General features: G+C 33.1%; 21 protein-coding genes. 3 read left to right on the top strand and 18 right to left on the bottom strand.

Annotated elements, in window-relative coordinates; genetic code table 11:
• Positions 1–55: 55 nt before the first annotated feature.
• The 3 genes from PW52_RS08445 to PW52_RS08455 all read right to left on the bottom strand — a co-directional run bounded on the left by PW52_RS08445 (position 56) and on the right by PW52_RS08455 (position 1,653).
• On the bottom strand, positions 56–853 hold the full coding sequence (locus PW52_RS08445; RefSeq protein ID WP_044632710.1) for an MbnP family protein: 798 nt from the start codon (positions 851–853) through the stop codon (positions 56–58).
• Between the two features lie 117 nt (positions 854–970).
• Positions 971–1,348, bottom strand: coding sequence for a hypothetical protein (locus PW52_RS17120; RefSeq protein ID WP_052823434.1), 378 nt, complete (start codon positions 1,346–1,348; stop codon positions 971–973).
• A gap of 107 nt (positions 1,349–1,455) precedes the next feature.
• The gene (locus tag PW52_RS08455) at positions 1,456–1,653 is read right to left on the bottom strand and encodes a hypothetical protein (protein ID WP_044632492.1); all 198 of its coding nucleotides are present in this window, start codon (positions 1,651–1,653) and stop codon (positions 1,456–1,458) included.
• A 270-nt stretch (positions 1,654–1,923) separates the two neighbouring features.
• Here PW52_RS08455 and PW52_RS08460 point away from each other — a divergent pair, with 270 nt between their 5' ends.
• The gene (locus PW52_RS08460) at positions 1,924–4,920 is read left to right on the top strand and encodes a T9SS type A sorting domain-containing protein (protein ID WP_044632493.1); all 2,997 of its coding nucleotides are present in this window, start codon (positions 1,924–1,926) and stop codon (positions 4,918–4,920) included.
• A 79-nt stretch (positions 4,921–4,999) separates the two neighbouring features.
• Here the strand turns inward: PW52_RS08460 and PW52_RS08465 are convergent, their stop codons facing one another.
• Together PW52_RS08465 and PW52_RS08470 are read right to left on the bottom strand one after the other, a co-directional pair.
• Positions 5,000–5,800, bottom strand: coding sequence for a TIGR00266 family protein (locus tag PW52_RS08465; RefSeq protein WP_044632494.1), 801 nt, complete (start codon positions 5,798–5,800; stop codon positions 5,000–5,002).
• Between the two features lie 68 nt (positions 5,801–5,868).
• Complete coding sequence (locus PW52_RS08470; protein ID WP_044632495.1) at positions 5,869–6,324, bottom strand: DUF4442 domain-containing protein; 456 nt, start codon at positions 6,322–6,324, stop codon at positions 5,869–5,871.
• Positions 6,325–6,453: 129 nt separating this feature from the next.
• On the opposite strand from PW52_RS08470, the gene PW52_RS08475 reads away from it, so the two are divergent.
• Positions 6,454–8,628, top strand: a complete 2,175-nt coding sequence (locus PW52_RS08475; RefSeq protein ID WP_044632496.1) for a T9SS type B sorting domain-containing protein — start codon at positions 6,454–6,456, stop codon at positions 8,626–8,628.
• On the opposite strand, the gene ftsY is transcribed toward PW52_RS08475, so the two are convergent.
• The 12 genes from ftsY to recR all read right to left on the bottom strand — a co-directional run bounded on the left by ftsY (position 8,629) and on the right by recR (position 17,708).
• A complete protein-coding gene (gene ftsY / locus PW52_RS08480) occupies positions 8,629–9,582 on the bottom strand; it encodes a signal recognition particle-docking protein FtsY (RefSeq protein ID WP_044632497.1) in 954 nt (317 codons plus the stop codon).
• A 158-nt stretch (positions 9,583–9,740) separates the two neighbouring features.
• Positions 9,741–9,893 (bottom strand): DUF4295 domain-containing protein, encoded by a 153-nt coding sequence (locus tag PW52_RS17380; RefSeq protein WP_082048539.1) that lies wholly within the window; start codon positions 9,891–9,893, stop codon positions 9,741–9,743.
• Between the two features lie 6 nt (positions 9,894–9,899).
• Positions 9,900–10,082: a 50S ribosomal protein L33 gene (gene rpmG, locus PW52_RS08485; protein WP_044625959.1), complete on the bottom strand. Its 183-nt coding sequence runs from the start codon at positions 10,080–10,082 to the stop codon at positions 9,900–9,902.
• A 23-nt stretch (positions 10,083–10,105) separates the two neighbouring features.
• Positions 10,106–10,342, bottom strand: coding sequence for a 50S ribosomal protein L28 (rpmB, locus tag PW52_RS08490; RefSeq protein WP_044625958.1), 237 nt, complete (start codon positions 10,340–10,342; stop codon positions 10,106–10,108).
• A gap of 81 nt (positions 10,343–10,423) precedes the next feature.
• Entirely contained in the window at positions 10,424–11,674 is a 1,251-nt protein-coding gene (locus PW52_RS08495) for a competence/damage-inducible protein A (protein WP_044632498.1), read from the bottom strand.
• On the bottom strand, positions 11,675–12,016 hold the full coding sequence (locus PW52_RS08500; RefSeq protein ID WP_044632499.1) for a hypothetical protein: 342 nt from the start codon (positions 12,014–12,016) through the stop codon (positions 11,675–11,677).
• A gap of 3 nt (positions 12,017–12,019) precedes the next feature.
• A complete protein-coding gene (locus tag PW52_RS08505) occupies positions 12,020–12,631 on the bottom strand; it encodes a fumarylacetoacetate hydrolase family protein (protein WP_044632500.1) in 612 nt (203 codons plus the stop codon).
• Positions 12,632–12,896: 265 nt separating this feature from the next.
• On the bottom strand, positions 12,897–13,670 hold the full coding sequence (locus PW52_RS08510) for a 3'-5' exonuclease (protein WP_044632501.1): 774 nt from the start codon (positions 13,668–13,670) through the stop codon (positions 12,897–12,899).
• Positions 13,670–14,458 carry a hypothetical protein gene (locus tag PW52_RS08515; RefSeq protein ID WP_131453993.1) on the bottom strand — a complete coding sequence of 263 codons (789 nt, stop codon included), beginning with the start codon at positions 14,456–14,458 and terminating at the stop codon, positions 13,670–13,672. Before PW52_RS08515 ends, PW52_RS08510 begins: the two co-directional genes overlap by 1 nt.
• A gap of 89 nt (positions 14,459–14,547) precedes the next feature.
• The gene (locus PW52_RS08520) at positions 14,548–15,888 is read right to left on the bottom strand and encodes a dihydrolipoamide acetyltransferase family protein (protein ID WP_044632503.1); all 1,341 of its coding nucleotides are present in this window, start codon (positions 15,886–15,888) and stop codon (positions 14,548–14,550) included.
• 90 nt (positions 15,889–15,978) lie between these two features.
• The gene (locus tag PW52_RS08525) at positions 15,979–17,079 is read right to left on the bottom strand and encodes a glycosyltransferase family 2 protein (RefSeq protein WP_044632504.1); all 1,101 of its coding nucleotides are present in this window, start codon (positions 17,077–17,079) and stop codon (positions 15,979–15,981) included.
• An 11-nt stretch (positions 17,080–17,090) separates the two neighbouring features.
• Positions 17,091–17,708 carry a recombination mediator RecR gene (gene recR / locus PW52_RS08530; RefSeq protein WP_044632505.1) on the bottom strand — a complete coding sequence of 206 codons (618 nt, stop codon included), beginning with the start codon at positions 17,706–17,708 and terminating at the stop codon, positions 17,091–17,093.
• Positions 17,709–17,780: 72 nt separating this feature from the next.
• On the opposite strand from recR, the gene PW52_RS08535 reads away from it, so the two are divergent.
• Positions 17,781–19,229 carry a sodium:solute symporter gene (locus PW52_RS08535; protein ID WP_044632506.1) on the top strand — a complete coding sequence of 483 codons (1,449 nt, stop codon included), beginning with the start codon at positions 17,781–17,783 and terminating at the stop codon, positions 19,227–19,229.
• Here PW52_RS08535 and PW52_RS08540 read toward each other — a convergent pair.
• Entirely contained in the window at positions 19,200–19,562 is a 363-nt protein-coding gene (locus tag PW52_RS08540; protein WP_044632507.1) for a CoA-binding protein, read from the bottom strand. The genes PW52_RS08535 and PW52_RS08540 overlap by 30 nt on opposite strands.
• Positions 19,563–19,728 lie beyond the last annotated feature (166 nt).

Here is a 19,728-nt window from a genome sequence, read left to right on the forward strand (position 1 = left end):
AGAAATTTAAACGCTACCAAAATACACGTTCATATTCTGGCAACGTTTTAAATTTTTACTCATTATGTACATGATGTACACTAAACATATCTGCTGCGTTATTGGCAATGACACCAGTAGTGGTTTCATCGACATGCACTTGCGCATAACCATCGTCGAAACTAACCGACGTTGTACCATCAAACAACTTGGCTATATCTGCAACAACATGAATTTGAGGAGATTTATCTTCACGAATTAAAACGGTATTTGGTAAACTTAAAGTTACCTCGCGATAATTATCAATTGATGTACCAACGCTTCCCATGTGAATATTTAAAGCTTCATCGGTAACCGTACTAGAGGAATACGTTCCATCTATTCTAGTAAAACGGTAACCAGTTGCCCAAGACCACATCATACCTTCAGCTTCAGCTGTAGTTAAAAAATCACCTTGTCCGTCGGCACCTAAAGCATAACGTCCTTGATCTATACCAACGCCAAATGAAATACTTGTATAATCGGCGGCATCAACATCTTCTAATGTTACGTAAATTTCACCAGCATTATTTGCATTAGCCTCGCTAATTATAAAAACATTTTTTTCTGAAGGATACATATATTCATTGCCTTCAGTATCGGTTAAAGTAATGTTACTAACTAAATATTTTAATGTAGATAGTTTATATGTTTCATTATTCGATTTTGAATATGAGGTGTCGAATATAAAATCCTGATCACCAACACCGTTATCGAATTTTATGATTAACTCTCCGGTTTGTCCAGATAAATCTTCCGTATTATCGTCGTCGTTTGAGCATGAAGAAACAATAGCGCATATTAAAAGCGCAAAAGATATTTTTAAAATTTTCATTTTATAATTTTTGAATATATACATTGTAACCCACTTTAATGTTTAAAAGGGTTACAAAAAAAATTAGATTATTTGTGAAAGCTAAATACATTTAGCTTTCATTTATTAAAATGAAAATTAAACGATTGGAGGTTTAAAAAAAGAAGCACTATATGCGTAACTGTAATTTTTGCTATAGAAAGAATTAATTTTGCCTTTTGTATTAAAAATAAGGCTAGAAAAATTATATAATGTTTTGTTTTGATAAAACACCACCGAAAACAATTCTGAAAATAGTTTTACACCATTATTTTGTTCGTCTTTAGTGTCATTCTGTTGTAATTGTTTTGCTAAATGACATTTACCATTACAAGCCATTTCAACTTTAGTTTTATTAACACAATAATTCTCGATTATATAATCAATGTTTACTTGATAATACATCAAGTAACTTAAATTATATAATGGCTTAGCCATAAAAGCTAATAAAAGTGTTATTAAAACAAGTTTTTTCAATTTTATAAAAATAAAACAGCAAAATTACATAAGTAATTTTAAATAAGTAAGTAAAAAGAAAATTAGATTATGTTAAAAATAAAAGCGACCAATAATGGTCGCTTCTACTATGGATTTAAATAAATTAGACATTGATTTAGCTCAGGGTTTTGTTGAACGAGTTTATTTATATAAACTTTTAGTTCTTCTAATTCATAAGGCAACAATCGTTGTGCCGCCTTTTGTACTTCCCTGCAAAATAAAGTAGCATCAAAACTAACTTTTTTAAGTACAACCTTTGTGTACTCAAGCATTGCTCTCGGCATTTTCTTTATGGTTTTGGTTTATAAGTAGATCTGTTTTATACTAATCTGATTTAAAATTATGTTCTAATTTATGAAATTTTATGTAAATTAAATTAAATAAGTTCACAATTAACATTTTAATAACTGTTTAGCTATTATAAAATCATATTCGTAATTTTTATCAACTTATTTGAGAAATAAATACATTTTATTGGAAAATGTGACAATTTAATAGTAATAAGTGTCTAAAAATTAATTAAGATTAATTACCACTTATTGCCCTTAAGAATTATGAATATAGTTAAATACCTTGGTAAAAGTGTTTTTCTTTTACTATCATTTATTACTTACGCTCAAACCGGTCCCGGTGGTGTTGGCTCGAACGATGGCAGCTCTAGTCTTATAATGTGGTACAGGCCAGATAATGGATTAGCTGTTTCTGGAACTAGTATAAATAGCTGGCAAAACTCGGCTGGATTAGCAGCATTCAATCTAATAAGTACAACAACAGAACGTCCTACATTAGTAACAAATGTTGTTAATGGTTATAATGAAATTAGCTTTAGCGGTACAAATAAACTGTACACGGGACTTACCTTAACTACAGGAAACTTTATAACTAACCAAGCTTCGTCATTTGTGGTATCTAGAGCAGATAATACAACACAACAATCCTGTGTTTATACAACCGACCCTTTGGTAGGAAGCACACGATTTTCAACTCATATTCCATGGAATAATAGTGTATATTTCGATATAGGTACTTGCTGTAATAATAACGCTCGATTAAATGTAAATGGATTAAATTTCACCGACTATTCTATTTGGTCTTATGATGCAAACCCAACAACAGGAAAACAACTATATCAAGATTTAAACTTATTACAAAGCAGACCCAATACCTCAAATTACACATCCCATAGTTCTCAACGTTTTAATCTTGGAGGTTATACCTCGGGATCGAATGGATTTCTTGGAGACATCGCCGAAGTCATTATTTTTAAAGAAAAAGTGAATACCGCGCAACGTATTATAATTAACAACTATCTAGCTGCAAAATTCAATAAAAACTTAGCCAGTAGTGATATTTATAATAAAGATAACGGCGGAAATGGAAATTTCGACCATCATGTTGCTGGTATTGGGCAAGCAACCGATGGAAGTAATCACACCGATTCTCAAGGTACTGGTATCGTGAGAATAAATAACCCAACAAATTTAGATAATGATGAATTCTTATTTTGGGGAGAAGAATCGGCAAATCCAACCTACAATTTCAGTACAAATACAGCTAACTTCACAGAACAATTAAATTCTAGATGGTACACTTCTAGAAGAAGTGCTCCTGGTCGTGTTGACATTGCTTTCGATATAACTAACTTCGATTTAACAGGTAAACAAACCTGTGTTCCTCTGCAATTGGTTATTGATAACGATGGCGATTTCTCTTCACCCGACGATATTTACGATCTAACAATTACTGGAAATATCGCTTCTGCAACTAATGTAAGAATTCGCGGTAATCGTTATTTTACCATTCGATATACCGACCAAATTGTTTGGGATGGCGCTACTTTTTATAATGGTTCCGGTGCATTAAATGCTCCAGATTCAACAGATAGTTGTTTAAAACTTACAATTATGGCGGGTGCAACTGCTAATTTAACAGCAAACGCCCATGTTAGAGAAATTGAAGTTGAAAATAATGCCCAACTAAATGTTAGCGACGGCTTATTGCTGGAAACAGAAAACAACGTTGCAATTAACACTAATGGTATTATAGATTTATTAGGCGAAGCACAACTGATTCAAAACCATACAGGATTAAGTGGTAACTCGGGCGATGGGACTTTAATAATTCGACAACAAGGTGCTACAAACCAATACAACTATAATTATTGGGGCGCTCCAGTAAATCGAAATGGTACTTGGCAAATTGGATATTTAGAGGATTCTAACGGTGTTATCAACTATACAACAGCTAATAACCCAAACCCTGCAACAACTCCAATAACTTTAAGTAGTAGGTGGCTGTATAGTTTTAATTTTATTTCAGATAATTATTTTGGTTGGAAAAAATTAACAACAAATACCAATTTACTTCCAGGCATTGGATATTCCATGAAAGGTTCGGGTGCTGCTACTCCAGAGCAAGAATACATTTTTAAAGGAACACCAAATAGTGGCGATTACACTTTTACTATTAACCCGAATACAGAAATTTTAGTATCAAACCCATACCCTTCGGCTATCGATGCGCATGCGTTTATTACAGACAATTTATCTACTCTTGAAGGTACGTTGTATTTCTGGGAATCGTTCACTACAAATAGCAGTCATTTCTTAAGTAATTATCAAGGTGGCTATGCTACATTAAATTTAACCTTATCATTACCCGCAATAGCCGATGTATCGGGTCGAACAAGTGGTTCTGGCACAGCAAGTAAACCTGCTCCTACTCAATATATTCCACCAGGCCAAGGCTTTTTTATTAAAAGCGAATACGGCGGCTCCTTTGCGTTTAATAATGCACAACGTCAATTTGCTCGTGAATCGTTAAGTGAATCGGTATTCTATAAAACCGCAAATAAAAAAATTGAAACCGATAGCCGAATTAAACTATGGTTTTCTCTAGAAACACCCAATAATATAGAAAAAACAATTGGTCTAGGTTACGATGAAAACACTTCGTACAACTACGATAATGGCTACGACACAAAAGTATACGACGACTTTAATGATATTATGTATTGGTCGATTAACGACAACGAAAAGTTAATTATTCAGGCATTACCAGAACTTAATAGAGATGATACATTGCCTTTAGGACTCGACATTGAAACTTCTGGTTTATATAAAGTACGAATTAGTAACTCTGAAAACATGCCTGCAGATTTAAGTGTTTTCCTAGTAGATACCTTTAACAATACCTATCAAAAAATAAATGATGCTGTTGCAGAAATCTATTTAAGCTCAGGTAACGATCAAAATCAATATGCTATTGTTTTTAAAGAGGAAAACACGCTAAGCTACAACCAGCTTGATACACCAAAAGCATTTGTAAGCTATAACAAATTTACCGAATCTTTGGAATTGCATTTGGATAAAGATATAAGTAGCGTAAAAGATTTACAAATTTTTAATACCATTGGGCAAAATATCATGCATATTAATAACCCTGTTAGTAAATCGATTAATCTGTCAAAATATTATAGCGGAGCCTATATTTTAAAAATTAGGTTTAATAGCAAACCTGAAACGGAAAGTATAAAATTTATAAAACCATAAAAACTCAAAACCGTCTGTTTTAAAACTAAGGCTTAAAACAGGCGGTTTTTATTGTTCTGGAGGCTAATTCAAGGCTAAACTAAAACCTATTATCTCCATCAAGTAAATCGCCTAATCCTCCCAATATACTTCCTTCTCCTTTACTTTTTCCTCCTGTTCGGGGTGCAGAAGCCAATACTCTACCGGCTAAACGGCTAAACGGTAAAGATTGAATAAAAACAGTTCCAGGACCTTCTAATTTTGCAAAAAATAAACCTTCGCCACCAAAAACAGTATTTTTTATACCTCCAACAAATTCTATATCGTAATTTACAGTTTGGTCGAAGCCAACAATACAACCTGTATCTACTCGTAATGTTTCTCCTGCCAACAATTCTTTTTTGGCCATAGTACCACCTGCATGAACAAAAGCCATTCCATCACCTTCTAATTTTTGCATAATAAAACCCTCGCCGCCAAATAAACCGCGCCCTAGTTTTTTTGAAAACTCAATACCAACGCTTACGCCTTTAGCGGCACATAAAAAGGCGTCTTTTTGACAAATAAACTTACCACCAAACTGCGTTAAATCAATAGGTATAATTTTACCAGGATAAGGCGATGCAAACGACACGTTTCGCTTTCCTATAAGTGTGTTATAAAAAGCTGTCATAAACAAACTTTCTCCTGTTAATATGCGCTTTCCTGCGCCTAAAATTTTCCCTAAAACCCCAGTATCCTTTTGCGAACCGTCTCCAAAAATAGTTTCCATTTTAATGCCGTCGTCCATCATCATAAAACTACCTGCTTCGGCAATTACTCCTTCTTGCGGATCGAGTTCTATTTCTACGTATTGCATTTCTTCGCCGTAGATTCTATAATCAATTTCGTGTGCTGTCATGTTATTGTTTTTTGTTGATTCACTTGTTTGTAGATCGTTACAACAAAATGTTACAATTTTAAATAAAATTAAGCTTTAACCTTTATGCTCCACTCAAAATTAAAGGTTGATACCACTGCGCCTTCTTCATTAATACCAACAGATTTCATCCATAGCGTTTGTCCTTCACCTGTTTCAATGGCTTTAGTAATGGCATCATCAATTAAATTACCTTCGTTGCAAATAAAGGTTATTCTACCCGTTGCTTTTTTAGTAAAACTAGCATTATTGCTTGTAACTAGCATAGATATTTTTTTACCCGAAGTTTTAATTTTTGAAATCATTAATGCTCCTGTAGAAAATTCGGCCGCCATACCTTGCACAGCCCAAAACATAGATTTAAACGGATTTTGGTTAATCCATCGATGTTTTACTGTAACAACACATTTTTCAGCATTAATAAATTTTGTTCGAACGCCACACAAAAAAGCCGAAGGCAGTTTAAGCATGGTAAAAGTATTTAGTTTTTTTGGTGTTAATGTCATTCAATAAAATAATTAAGTCGACTTAAATATAACTATTTACTTTCTTTTATTACCATTTCAAGAATATACTAGCAAGTTTTTAACGCACATTGCATCTAAATAAAATAACATAACAAGCCATTGTATATTTTGACGAAACGTAATTTAAACCTAACCATCATCTTAATTTTATTTTGTAAAATACTTTCTGCTCAACTTTGTACAGGAAGTTTAGGCGATCCTATTGTAGAAATTAACTTTGGTGCCGGCTCAAACCGAGGTGCTGCTTTAGACAACGGCATAACAGCATTTACCTATGTTGCCGCTGGCGAGCTTGATGAAGGGGAATATACCATTGTAAATTCTACTACTGGATTAAAAGGAAACGCTTGGCATACAACTACAGACCATACCGGCGATGAAAACGGCTATATGATGGTTATTAACAGTGCCGTACTTACAAGCGAAGGTGTTTTCTATACCAAAAGTGTTTCTGGATTATGCCCAAATACTACCTACGAATTTTCCGCTTGGCTTATTAATGTAATGAATCCAGCGGCTGGAACCGACGAATACCATCCCGATGTTACCTTCCGCGTAAGCGATACCGCAGGAAACATTTTAGGTTTTTACAATACAGGCGATATCAACCAAACAACTTCTGGAGAATGGGTTCAATACGGATTCTTTTTTACCTTAGAAAACCAATCGGAAGTAATTATAACCATTTTAAACTCAGCACCCAGTGCACACCCAGGAAACGATATTGCTTTAGATGATATTACGTTTAAACCCTGCGGACCAACTATTACGACATATATTGAAGGAAATAGCAATACAAATGCCGCTGTTTGCGAAAACGAACCAACAAATATAACTTTAGAAACCGAACTTTCTCAAGGATATGATGATCCTCAATTTCAATGGCAAACATCGAATGATATTGGTAATTCTTGGGTAGATTTAAATTCCGAAAACAATAATACCTTTAACTTTACCAACAGCAGTACGCCTGGAACTTACTTATTTCGTGTTGCCATAGCCAATGGAACCAATATTAACTCTAGCAATTGCAGAATTACCTCCGATGAATTTGAGATTACAGTAACCGAAAAACCAGAACCGTTAGTTGGCGATACAGAGCAAAGCTTCTGCTCTACCGAACAAGCGACCTTAAGTGATATTGAAGTTAATGCAAATGCCGTTTGGTACGATTCTATTTCAAAAGATAATGTGCTTGACGATAACACAAATCTAGCAAACAACACCACCTATTATGCCACTCAACTCAATAATGGATGCGAAAGCGACGAAGTTTTAGCTGTCCAAGTAACAATTTATAATCCAACCCTGGCCATAAATAATGTTGATGCTTACATATGTGACAATTTAAATGATGACACAGAAGTAATAGATTTAACCTTCTATGAGCCTGAAATTGTTAGTTGTTCAAGTTGTGTTTTTAGCTATTTCTCTACAATTATTGATGCTGAAAACGACAGCAATTCTATTTTAACACCAACAGACTATTCTTGGGAAACTACAACAAATAACTTATATGTAAGAATAGATTCTCCCGATAATTGCTACCAAATAGCAACATTAAATCTTATTCCAGAGAGCACTCCTATAATTCCAATTAATAACAGTATTGGTATTTGCGAAAGCGACAATTATGTTACTATTGATGCTGGCTCAGGATTTGACAGTTATTTATGGTCTACCGGAGAAACAACACAAACCATAAATATTACTGAAGAACATATTGGCACAAACTGGGTGAGTGTTACTCAAAATCACAACAATTTTTCTTGTACATCGACCAAAAATTTTGAAGTTTTATTTTCCAACGCAGCAACAATTTCAGAAATAGAAATTGAAGATTGGACAGAAACTAATAATAGTATAACTATTTATCTTGAAAATACTAGTTTAGGAGATTACGAATATTCTTTGGATGGTATTAATTACCAAGATGAAAATTCATTTCACGGATTACCTGCGGGAGAATACAATGTTCAAGTAAGAGATAAAAACGGTTGTGGTATAACTAAAGAAACGGTTTATCTTTTAAATCCACCAAAATTTTTCACACCAAATAACGACGGAATTAACGACACCTGGCATATAGAACACGTAGAAAATTACCCAGAGATTACAACCACCATATTTAATCGCTATGGCAAACTGCTAACGGTTTTAAATTCGGAAACTTCTTGGGATGGCTTTTTTAAAGGAAACCCATTACCCACAAGCGATTATTGGTTTATTGTTACAAAAAATAATCAGACTGTATATAAAGGCCATTTTACCTTAAAACGTTAGTTATTTAAAAAAAGAATCGACAAATTCGTGCTTATTAAACACTTGTAAATCTTCAATACCTTCGCCTACACCAATGTATTTTACAGGAATTTTAAACTGATCGGAAATACCAATAACAACGCCTCCTTTTGCTGTACCGTCAAGCTTTGTAACTGCCAAACTTGTAACCTCGGTCGCTGCTGTAAATTGTTTAGCTTGCTCGAAAGCATTTTGCCCTGTAGAACCATCTAAAACTAACAACACGTCGTTTGGAGTATCGTCTACAACTTTTTTCATTACACGCTTCACTTTGGTAAGCTCGTTCATTAGGTTTACTTTATTGTGTAAACGTCCTGCTGTATCAACAATAACCACATCGGCATCTTGATTTACGGCACTTTGTAACGTATCGAAAGCTACAGAAGCCGGATCACTTCCCATGTTTTGTTTTACAATTGGCACATCAACTCGATCGGCCCAAACTTGTAACTGATCGATAGCTGCAGCTCTAAACGTATCGGCTGCACCTAAAACAACTTTTAAACCTTGTTTTTTAAACTGATAAGCTAATTTACCTATGGTTGTAGTTTTACCAACACCATTTACACCAACAACCATAATAACATAAGGTTTCTTATCTTGTGGAATAGTAAATTCTGTGGCTTCACCAATGTTTGTTTCGCTTAACAACCCAGCAATTTCTTCTCGAAGAATTTGGTTGAGTTCTGCAGTTCCTAAATATTTATCTTTAGATACGCGCGCCTCAATGCGGTCTATAACTTTTAATGTGGTTTCAACGCCTACATCACTAGTTACCAAAACCTCTTCTAAATTATCTAAAACTTCATCATCTACTTTAGACTTTCCAGCTACTGCTTTACTAAGCTTACCAAAAAAACTGCTTTTAGTTTTTTCTAAACCTTTGTCTAAAGTTTCCTTTTTTTCTGATGAAAATATTTTTTTAAAAAAACTCATTCGTAATTATTTCTTATAAAATTTGATTTAATATCAGACTAAACCAAACAAAATTCTTGCCTTAATTAATAGCATGCAAAAATGTCAGATAAATATAAAACAAAAAAAGCAGCTTTCTTAGCTAGAAAGCTGCTTTTCTAAACCTTTTTAAAGGTTTATTAATTTTTCTTGAAATAGTCGTTAACTAAATCTGGTGCCATAATTGATTCAACAAAAACATAAGCTCCAGTTTTAGGAGATTTAACCATTTTTATGGCTTTTGTTAATCTTTTTGATCCTGTTTGTAATGATGCTACTGCTTTCTTTGCCATAACTAATTATTTTATCTCTTTATGAATAGTCATACGCTTAAGAATTGGATTAAATTTCTTAATCTCCATTCTATCTGGCGTGTTCTTTTTGTTTTTAGTAGTAATGTAACGAGACGTTCCTGGTTGTCCAGTTGCTTTGTGCTCTGTACATTCTAAAATAACCTGTATTCTGTTTCCTTTTTTTGCCATTTTATATACTTTTTATGCAGCTATTATTTTAAAAATCCTTTAGATTTTGCTTCTTTAATTGCCGCAGATATACCTATTTTATTAATGGTTTTTAAAGCAGAAGTTGATACTTTTAAAGTTACCCACTTATCTTCTTCTGGAATGTAAAAACGTTTTTTAACTAAATTCGCACCAAATTTGCGTTTAGTTCTGTTTAATGCGTGAGAAACGTTATTCCCAACCATTGCCTTCTTACCTGTAAGTTCACAAACTCTTGACATTATCTATAACTTTAAATTCTTGTTGCTTAAAATCGAGGTGCAAATATACAAATAAATTAATAGCTAACAACCAAAAACTTATCAATTTTTAAAAATTTCTTTTTGAAGAAGTTCTAAGGCCTTATTAACAGCCTTACTTATTACTCGCGCACGTGGGCTTCCAAAATTAAATTCATGAGAAAACACACCATTTTGGTTCGCTATTGCAATAAAAACTGTACCTATTTCGGCTGTAGAATCGCCTTTACTCGGGCCTGCATTTCCTGTAGTTGCTAATGCGTAGTCCGCTTTATAAAGTTTTTTAACCTTAACAGCCATTGCTTCGGCTACTTGGGCACTTACAACCGAATGTTTGATTATTACAGCTTCATCTATACCTAAAACATCTATTTTTGACTGTGTTGAGTAGGTAACCACACCTCCCTTTAAATATTTTGATGCTCCTGCATTAGCTGTAAATAATTCAGCCAATTTACCTCCTGTACAACTTTCTGCTATGGCAAGTGTTTTATTAATTTTAGTCAACCGATTACCAATTACGGCTTCTTCATTTCCATCTTCATCTTCATAACCAAAAAACTCATCTTTAATTAAAGGAATAACTTGATCAATTTGTTGTTGCACCTCTGTCTCGACTTTAATTTTATCAAACCCTTTTGACGAAATTCGCAATCGCATTTTACCCAAACTCGGTAAATAGGCTAGCTTTATATGTTGAGGTAATGCATCTTCCCAAGCTTCAATTCGTGCGGCCAATGTACTTTCACCTAAACCATAAACTAGTAAGGTTTTGTGTAAAATAAATGGGCATTTATACTTTTCTTTTAAATTAGGGATTACAGAATTTGTTATTAAAGATTTCATTTCAAAGGGTACGCCAGGAAGTGAAACAAACGTTTTATCCCCCTTCTCCATCCACATACCAGGAGCCGTTCCTAAAGTATTCATAAGCACTTTAGATTGTGATGGCACCAAAGCTTGATCTTTATTTACTTGAAGCAAGGTTTGTCGAGCATATTTTTTCCAAATAGACTCAATATTTTCAAGCACCGAAATATTAAGAACCAGTGAATCGTTAAAATATTCGGCAATGGTTTTTTTAGTAATATCGTCTTTGGTTGGTCCTAAACCACCTGTTAAAATAATAACGTCTACACGATTTTCGGCATCTTTTAACGCCTGTAAAATATGACTTTTATCGTCTTGTACCGAAGTAATTTGGTAAACCGATATGCCTATATTATTAAGTTGTTTAGCAATAAAAGCTGAATTGGTATCAATAACTTGTCCAATTAATAATTCATCGCCAATAGTAATTATTTCTGATAACATTTATAGATTAAAATCCGACTTCAATTCTGCCAAAGCATTATCAACTGCTGTAATAACAATATCCAATTGCTCGGTTACATCTTGGTCTGTTTTAGTAAATTTCCCCCAATCTTGTACTTCAATTAAGGTATCTAGAACACCAAGTTCAAATAAATCTACTGTAGGCTTCATTTTATGAGCGGCTTGGTAAGCCTCTTGGTAGTTCTTTTCTGCAACTGCATTTTTAAGGCGTTCGGCATCTACAGAAACCTCTTCTACAAAAGTTTGAGCTAGGGCCAAAATAAAATCTTCATCATTATCGGCTAGTTCACGTACTCTATATAATTTGTAATGTTGTTCCATAATTTATTTAACTGTAATAGAAAACATTTCTCTGTTTTCTAAAAATCCTTTTAAGTTATCGTTAGCAGATACCTTGCCCACTCCAGCTGGTGTACCTGTAAATATAATATCTCCAATCTTTAAAGTAAAATATTTAGAGATATATTCTATTATTTCATCAATTTTCCAAAGCATATGGCTAGTATTTCCATTTTGCACAAAAATATCATTCTTTTTTAAAGAAAATGCAATCTCATCAACATTTGTTAATTCACTTTTTGATATCCATTGTCCAATCACTGCCGACCCATCAAAAGCCTTAGCTTTTTCCCAAGGCAATCCTTTTTCCTTTAATTTGGTTTGCAAATCACGCGCGGTAAAATCGATACCTAAACCAATTTCATTATAATATTTATGGGCGAATTTTTTGTCAATATACTTCCCTACTCGATTAATTTTAACCAAAACCTCAACCTCATAATGTACGTCGTTAGAAAACTCGGGAATAAAAAACGGCTGTTTTTTTAATAAAATGGCAGTATCGGGCTTCTGAAAAATGACAGGATCGGTTGGTCTTTCATTTTCTAGTTCCTCAATATGTTCGGTATAATTTCTACCAATACAAATTAATTTCATGCTTAATTATTATAAATCTCTAAAATGGAAACGCGAAAATAATTCATTTTTTTTAATTACTCTTTTTAGGGTGTTACCCCGCCCCAAAAGTGTTTAGTTCGCGGTCAGGCTTTACACTACAAGTCCGCGCTCACACCTTTAAAAATGGTGCAGGCTGTGGGCTTTCTACTGCAATCCCTAACACGGCTATTTGCAAATTTATTACTTAATTCTGGAGTTTTCTCTTGTTTCCAGTTTCTTGTTTCCAGTTTCTAGTTTCTGGCTACTAAAGCTTATTATTAAAACTGCGTAATTTAATAGCTGTTAAAACCTTTTTTGTGTACAACGGAAAATCGGCATTAAGCAACCAACCAAAGTATCCAGGTTCTTTTTCTAACACTTCGGTTACCAACTTACCTTTATGTTTTCCAAACGAAAAACACTCCTTATTATCTTTATTAAACACAATAAAACCAGCAAAATCGGCAAACTTTTTACGCGAGCTAAACTCCGCTAAAAACTTTGTATTATTTTCAAGGTCGTCGTATTTAGCTATTTGCGCTTTTAAAACCTCATAAGTGGCATTTGTATCGGCTTCGGCACTGTGGGCATCATCTAAATTTTTATCGCAGTAAAACTTATAAGCTGCACTTAAGGTACGCTGCTCCATTTTATGAAAAATAGTTTGCACATCGACAGCCATTCGGTTTTTCATATCGAAATCTATATCGGCACGCAGCATTTCTTCGGCTAATAACGGAATATCGAACCTGTTGGAATTAAACCCTCCTAAATCGGAATCCTTAATCATATTATGAATTTCCTTGGCAAGCTCTTTAAAGGTTGGTTCGTTTGCTACTTTCTCATCAGAAATTCCATGAATTTCAGTAACTTCTTTTGGTATGGGCATTTCTGGATTAACTAACCAGGTTTTGCGTTCTTCTTTGCCATCTGGATAAACTTTTAAAATTGAAATTTCAACAATTCTATCGGAAGTTATGTTTACCCCTGTAGTTTCTAAATCGAAAAAACAAATGGGTTTTGTTAGGTTTAATTGCATTATAAATTTTGTGAATTAGTTCTCATTTCTTTAAAATATTTATTTTTTAATTTTTCCCAATCTTTTAAATTGAAAATATCTTTTTTTTCAGCTACAAATTTATCACCATATCTAACAAAATATTCTCCATTTGGTTTTATTATAAGCGTTCGAAAAAAATAATTGTTAGTAACAAAAAGTTTATGTAAAATATGCCCATAATCTTTATGCCATATTACTTTTAATTTGGATAAATCTAAGCCTTTATTATAAGCATAAAAAAACACTGGAGTTACGTTTTTAATTTTTTTAAAGGTTTTTGCCTTGGAAATGGTTACTTTATTAAAACCTTTTAAACTATATTCAACTGTATGATATTTCGCTTTTCTATATTTACGACTATCAAAATATATTCCGTTATACTTTGAAGTCCCCATAAACTCTCCTAAACTATCCCTAAAAATCATAATACTTTTTTCTGGAAATTCATTTTCGGCAATTAAAGTATCCTGATAAAAAACCATCAAAGTTTTTGTTGTGTCAATACCGTTTCTAGCACTAAACATTTTAAATAATTGCGACTTAGTTACTGAATCTAATTGTCCGAAAACATGATTAGGAATTACATCTTGAACCACTAAAGAATCCGTTATAAATCTAATTCCATCATATATTTTAGACTCGATTTTTTTATTAAAGATTGCTTTACTAATAGCTTCTTTATTAATATCGAAATACAAAGTATCTACTTGCGAAAAACCACTAAAATACAATACAAACAGAGCTATAAATAAATTGAAACAACGCATATTAAAAATATACCTTTAGTTTTTAATTAAAAAATAAAAAATCCAACCCATAGATTGGATTGGACAATTTACAACATATTTTAATTATTCTAAATTTCTCGTTTTATATCCCAAGCCTCTAAATAATCGGCTACGGCTTTTACAAACATACCACCAAGCGCACCATTTACAACACGGTGGTCGTACGAATGCGATAAAAACATTTTGTAACGTATACCAATAAAATCGCCTTCTGGTGTTTCTATAACTGCAGGCACTTTACGAATAGCACCTAGTGCCAAAATACCAACTTGTGGCTGGTTTATAATAGGTGTCCCCATAATGCTACCAAAACTACCAACATTGGTAACTGTATAAGTACCGCCTTGAACTTCGTCTGGTTTTAATTGATTAATTCGCGCACGGTTTGCTAAATCGTTAACCTGTTTTGTCATGCCAACAAGATTTAGTTGATCGGCATTTTTAATAACAGGAACAATTAAATTACCATCGGGTAAAGCCGCTGCCATACCTAAGTTTATATTTTTCTTTTTTATAATTTTATCGTCTTGAACCGAAATATTCATTAACGGATATTCGCGTAAGGCTTTAGCAATTGCCTCCATAAAAATAGGTGTAAACGTAAGGTTTTCGCCTTCGCGTTTAAAAAAGGTATCTTTAACTTTTTTACGCCAATTCCAAATATTCGTTACATCGGCCTCGATAAAACTTTGTACATGCGCCGATGTTTGTAAAGAGGCCATCATGTGATTTGAAACCAATTTACCCATTCGGGTCATTTCAATTATTTCATCTTCCCCATTCGAAATTAAAGGTGCTGTTTGAGCTTTTGCAGGCTCGACAACTGTTTTTGCTTGTGTAGGTTTTTGTTCCACTTTAACTGGTTCAACTACCCCATTACTATTTCTATTTTCTAAAAACTGTAAAATGTCGTTTTTAGTAACACGTGCATCTTTTCCGCTACCTATAATACTATCTAATTCTTTTTGAGTAATACCTTCTGCTTTAGCAATGTTTTTAACTAAAGGAGAATAAAATCTATTTTCGGAAGACAGGACAGCAGGTGTTTCAACGGCCTGTTGTGCAACAGCTACAGTTTCTTCAACATAAGATATAGCTTCATCTTGTACTAATTCGTCGTTTGCAATTTCTGCAAGATCATCGTTATTATCAATTTCTTCCACATCACCTTCGGTTTCAATAATTGCTAAAACCCCACCTACTTGCACCACGTCATCCACATTAAAAAAGCGTTCAACTAAAACACCTTCTACTTCACTTGGCACTTCGCTATCTACTTTATCAGTTGCTATTTCTAAAATTGGTTCATCAATTTCAATGGTATCTCCAATTTCTTTTAGCCAAGAAGTAATGGTTGCTTCTGCAACACTTTCGCCCATTTTTGGTAGCTTCAACTTAAATTTTGCCATATTTAACGTATGTAGTGGTTTTAGGTTGTTCTATTTTTTTTGCAAAATTACTAAAAAACAACGGTTTTCAATCAATTAATTTCACAAAAACTAGTTAAACTCTATTATTTCTCCTTTGCAAATAGTATCGTCGCTACCGATAATAAAGTTTGATTGATTTGGCAAGATTTTAAAGGATAATTTACTATTATCTGGCTTTGTCTCCATTAAGTTTATAATACGTTTATAACTTGAAACATTAGCATCAAAAATAACTTCGGTTTCTGGTTTAATAGTGTATAAAGTATCACTTAATTCTATTTGCTTCTTTAAAGTGTTTTTTAATTTATCGCAAACGGAATTTGACACCAATAAATAGCGACTAGGCTGCTTTCGAACTCCCTTAGGATTGGTTCTAAAAAAATAAACTCCGGCAATACCTAAATTTACAAAAACATCAAAAAAGTAATTTCTTTTAAAATGTTTTTTGTAGAAAATTTTCATGGCACCATAAAATCGGCGTGCGTAGAACTTATTTTTTAAAGTGCTTTCGCCTTTATAATGTATTACTGTAGCTTCGCCAAAATAGTAATTTTTAAACCCTGCTTTTATTAGTTTGTAAGACAAGTCTATATCTTCGCCATACATAAAATAATCTTCGTCGAAACCATGAATTTCATTGAAGGTTTCGCGTTTTAAAAGCATAAATGCACCTACTAAAACCTCAACTTCTCCAACTTCGTTTTGTTTTAGGTTATTTGCATAATAATCGTTAGAGTTTCCTAAAATCTTTTTAAAAGCTGCATTAACATAAGGGATATGGCGCTTACTTTCTGGTAAAAATTCGCCAATACCATTAATTAACTTACAACCAATAGCCCCTAAATTTTCAGTTTTTTCGGCAAAGTTTAAAATTTTGGTAAAGGTATCTTCGGCAACAACCGTATCTGGATTTAAGATGCAAATATATTCGCCTTTTGCTTTTGCAACACCAATGTTATTACCTTTTGAAAAACCAAAGTTTTCTTTGTTCTCTATTAAATTTATTGATGGAAATTTAGCTTTAAGCATGCTGCAACTATCATCTTGAGAATGATTGTCGACTACAATAATTTCGGCTTCAATATTTGCAATAGCGGCTTCGACACTTTTTAAACATAACTCTAAAAAGTAGCGCACATTGTAGTTAAGTATAATTACGGAAAGTTTCAAAAAATATGCACTTAAGATTTTAATGAAGATTCGAATGGAATTCGGTTAACTATACTTCTCCCTAAGGTAATTTCGTCGGCATATTCGAGCTCGTCTCCAACCGAAATTCCTCTAGCAATGGTAGAAGTAACAATGTTATAATCTTGTATTTGCTTATAAATGTAAAAATTGGTAGTGTCGCCTTCCATTGTTGAACTTAACGCAAAAATTATTTCTTTTACTTCGCCTTGCTTAACTTTTTCTACTAAGGATTCTATTTTTAAATCGTGCGGTCCAATACCATCCATTGGAGATATTTTTCCTCCTAAAACATGATAAATGCCTTTAAAAGAGCTTGTATTTTCAATTGCCATAACATCTCTAACGTCTTCAACCACACAAATAGTATGTGAAACTCTATTTTTATTTGAGCAAATTTCACATATTTCTACATCGCTAATGTTATGACATGATTTACAGAACTTTACTTCGGTTCGCATTTTTAATAAAGCCTCGGCCAACAGTTTAGTACGAGATTCTGGTTGCTTTAACATATGCAATACCAAACGCAATGCCGTACGCTTACCAATTCCTGGTAGTTGCGACATTTCGTTAACTGCGTTTTCTAGTAATTTAGAAGAAAATTCCATGGCTGCGAATTTACAATTTTTGATTTAACTTATCGATTGGAATTTGTATTTTGGCTTTGAATTATTCTATATATGACTGCAACTCAAATTTTATTCCTTATTGCCGGCTATTTTGTCGTGCTTATTTTAATTTCATATTTCACCGGAAAAGAAGATAGTAACGATGCTTTTTTTAAAGCCAACAAGTCGGCACCTTGGTATTTGGTTGCCTTTGGGATGATTGGAGCATCGCTTTCGGGCGTTACTTTTATTTCGGTTCCTGGCGCCGTAGAAACCAAACAATTTGGCTATTTGCAAGTCGTTTTTGGATACTTATTTGGTTACATGGTTATTGCATATGTTTTACTCCCCATTTACTACAAGCTTAATTTAACTTCAATTTACACCTATTTAAAGGATCGCTTTGGAGTTGTAAGTTACAAAACAGGATCGGTAGCTTTTTTAATTTCAAGAATTGTTGGCGCATCGTTTCGATTGTTTTTGGTAGCAAAAGTACTTCAGCTTTTAGTGTTCGATCAATTTAATATTCCCTTTGCTTTAACTGTTATTCTCACCATTGTATTAATATGGTTGTACACGTTTAAAGGAGGTATTAAAACCATAATTTTTACCGACACCTTACAAACTTTGTTTATGCTAGTATCGGTTGTTGTAACTATTATATTTTTAGCATCGGCGTTAAACTTAAATGGTATTTCTGAAATTTACACGAGTGTTAAAGAAAACACCATGAGCAAAGTATTTTTCTTTAGCGATGTTAACGATGCACAATATTTTATAAAAAGCTTTCTTTCGGGAATGTTTATTACCATTACCATGACCGGTTTAGACCAAGATATGATGCAAAAAAACCTCACTTGTAAAAACTTAAAAGAAGCTCAAAAAAACATGATTTCTTTTAGTGTGGTATTAATTTTTGTTAACATCCTATTTTTAGTTTTAGGTTTAATGCTAACCGAGTATGCCAACGCTCATGGTATTTCTGCTAAAAAAGATGAGTTATTTCCAACCATTGCCATGTTACCAGAAATTGGTGTTATAACCTCATCGTTTTTTATTCTAGGTTTAGTAGCTGCTGCATACTCTAGTGCCGATTCGGCTTTAACTTCGCTAACCACATCATTTTGTATAGATATTATTGAAATTGATAAGAAACCAAAAGAAATTCAAAAGAAAATTAGAAAACGAACCCATGTTTTAATAAGCATTTTACTTGTTTTCGTAATTATTGCTTTTGATGCTATTTTTAAAGATGTGTCTGTAATTTGGGAATTGTTTAAAGCTGCTGGTTATACCTACGGACCGCTTTTAGGATTATTTGCTTTAGGTATTTTTACTAAAACCGAAATAAAAGATAAATACGTTTGGATAATAGCTATTATCGCTCCAATACTATCATTTTTTATTAATAAATATTCGGTTGATTTATTAAATGGATACCAAATTGGATTTGAAATTTTAATAATTAACGGGTTACTAACCTTTTTAGGATTAATACTGATTCGTAGAAAGCAGCACTAAAGTACAAGACGCTTCAAAATGAATATTCTTTTCCTGAAGCAAACTATAAAACTCCGGATTCTCGGTTCCTGGGTTAAAAATAACACGTTTCGGGTTTAAGGAAAGTATGTCGTTATAAAATGGCTTCTGTCGTAAAGGATTCATATAAAGTGCAACGGTATCAATATCATTAAAATTTACTAATTCTGTTTCTATAGTAACACCTGCAACGGTTCCTCCTCTTAATCCGTAAGCAACAACCTTTTTATTATTAGCTACCAAACGATTAATGGCTAAATTAGAATATCGATCTGGATTTAATGATGCTCCAAACACTAAGGTTTTGTCTTTCATTTGTTAAAATTAGTTAACTCTACTTACAACATGTAACAGGTTTATAAAATAGACGTCCTACAAGCAGGAAAATTACAACTATCAAATAAATAATATGCTCAAAATACTATAATCCTGCATAATTTTGATGGTTAGTGAAATGCAAGATTATTAAAAAACCCTAAAA

The organism is Neotamlana sedimentorum (assembly GCF_000943565.1).
Taxonomy (GTDB): Bacteria; Bacteroidota; Bacteroidia; order Flavobacteriales; family Flavobacteriaceae; genus Neotamlana; species Neotamlana sedimentorum.

What these genes read in the sequence shown, in the direction of transcription:
- PW52_RS08445 (WP_044632710.1), bottom strand. Translation starts at nt 853, where the DNA reads ATGAAAATTTTAAAAATATCTTTTGCGCTTTTAATATGCGCTATTGTT.
- PW52_RS08455 (WP_044632492.1), bottom strand. Translation starts at nt 1,653, where the DNA reads ATGCCGAGAGCAATGCTTGAGTACACAAAGGTTGTACTTAAAAAAGTT.
- PW52_RS08460 (WP_044632493.1), top strand. Translation starts at nt 1,924, where the DNA reads ATGAATATAGTTAAATACCTTGGTAAAAGTGTTTTTCTTTTACTATCA.
- PW52_RS08465 (WP_044632494.1), bottom strand. Translation starts at nt 5,800, where the DNA reads ATGACAGCACACGAAATTGATTATAGAATCTACGGCGAAGAAATGCAA.
- PW52_RS08470 (WP_044632495.1), bottom strand. Translation starts at nt 6,324, where the DNA reads ATGACATTAACACCAAAAAAACTAAATACTTTTACCATGCTTAAACTG.
- ftsY (WP_044632497.1), bottom strand. Translation starts at nt 9,582, where the DNA reads ATGAGTTTTTTTAAAAAAATATTTTCATCAGAAAAAAAGGAAACTTTA.
- PW52_RS17380 (WP_082048539.1), bottom strand. Translation starts at nt 9,893, where the DNA reads ATGGCAAAGAAAGCAGTAGCATCATTACAAACAGGATCAAAAAGATTA.
- rpmG (WP_044625959.1), bottom strand. Translation starts at nt 10,082, where the DNA reads ATGGCAAAAAAAGGAAACAGAATACAGGTTATTTTAGAATGTACAGAG.
- rpmB (WP_044625958.1), bottom strand. Translation starts at nt 10,342, where the DNA reads ATGTCAAGAGTTTGTGAACTTACAGGTAAGAAGGCAATGGTTGGGAAT.
- PW52_RS08495 (WP_044632498.1), bottom strand. Translation starts at nt 11,674, where the DNA reads ATGTTATCAGAAATAATTACTATTGGCGATGAATTATTAATTGGACAA.
- PW52_RS08500 (WP_044632499.1), bottom strand. Translation starts at nt 12,016, where the DNA reads ATGGAACAACATTACAAATTATATAGAGTACGTGAACTAGCCGATAAT.
- PW52_RS08505 (WP_044632500.1), bottom strand. Translation starts at nt 12,631, where the DNA reads ATGAAATTAATTTGTATTGGTAGAAATTATACCGAACATATTGAGGAA.
- PW52_RS08510 (WP_044632501.1), bottom strand. Translation starts at nt 13,670, where the DNA reads ATGCAATTAAACCTAACAAAACCCATTTGTTTTTTCGATTTAGAAACT.
- PW52_RS08515 (WP_131453993.1), bottom strand. Translation starts at nt 14,458, where the DNA reads ATGCGTTGTTTCAATTTATTTATAGCTCTGTTTGTATTGTATTTTAGT.
- PW52_RS08520 (WP_044632503.1), bottom strand. Translation starts at nt 15,888, where the DNA reads ATGGCAAAATTTAAGTTGAAGCTACCAAAAATGGGCGAAAGTGTTGCA.
- recR (WP_044632505.1), bottom strand. Translation starts at nt 17,708, where the DNA reads ATGGAATTTTCTTCTAAATTACTAGAAAACGCAGTTAACGAAATGTCG.
- PW52_RS08535 (WP_044632506.1), top strand. Translation starts at nt 17,781, where the DNA reads ATGACTGCAACTCAAATTTTATTCCTTATTGCCGGCTATTTTGTCGTG.
- PW52_RS08540 (WP_044632507.1), bottom strand. Translation starts at nt 19,562, where the DNA reads ATGAAAGACAAAACCTTAGTGTTTGGAGCATCATTAAATCCAGATCGA.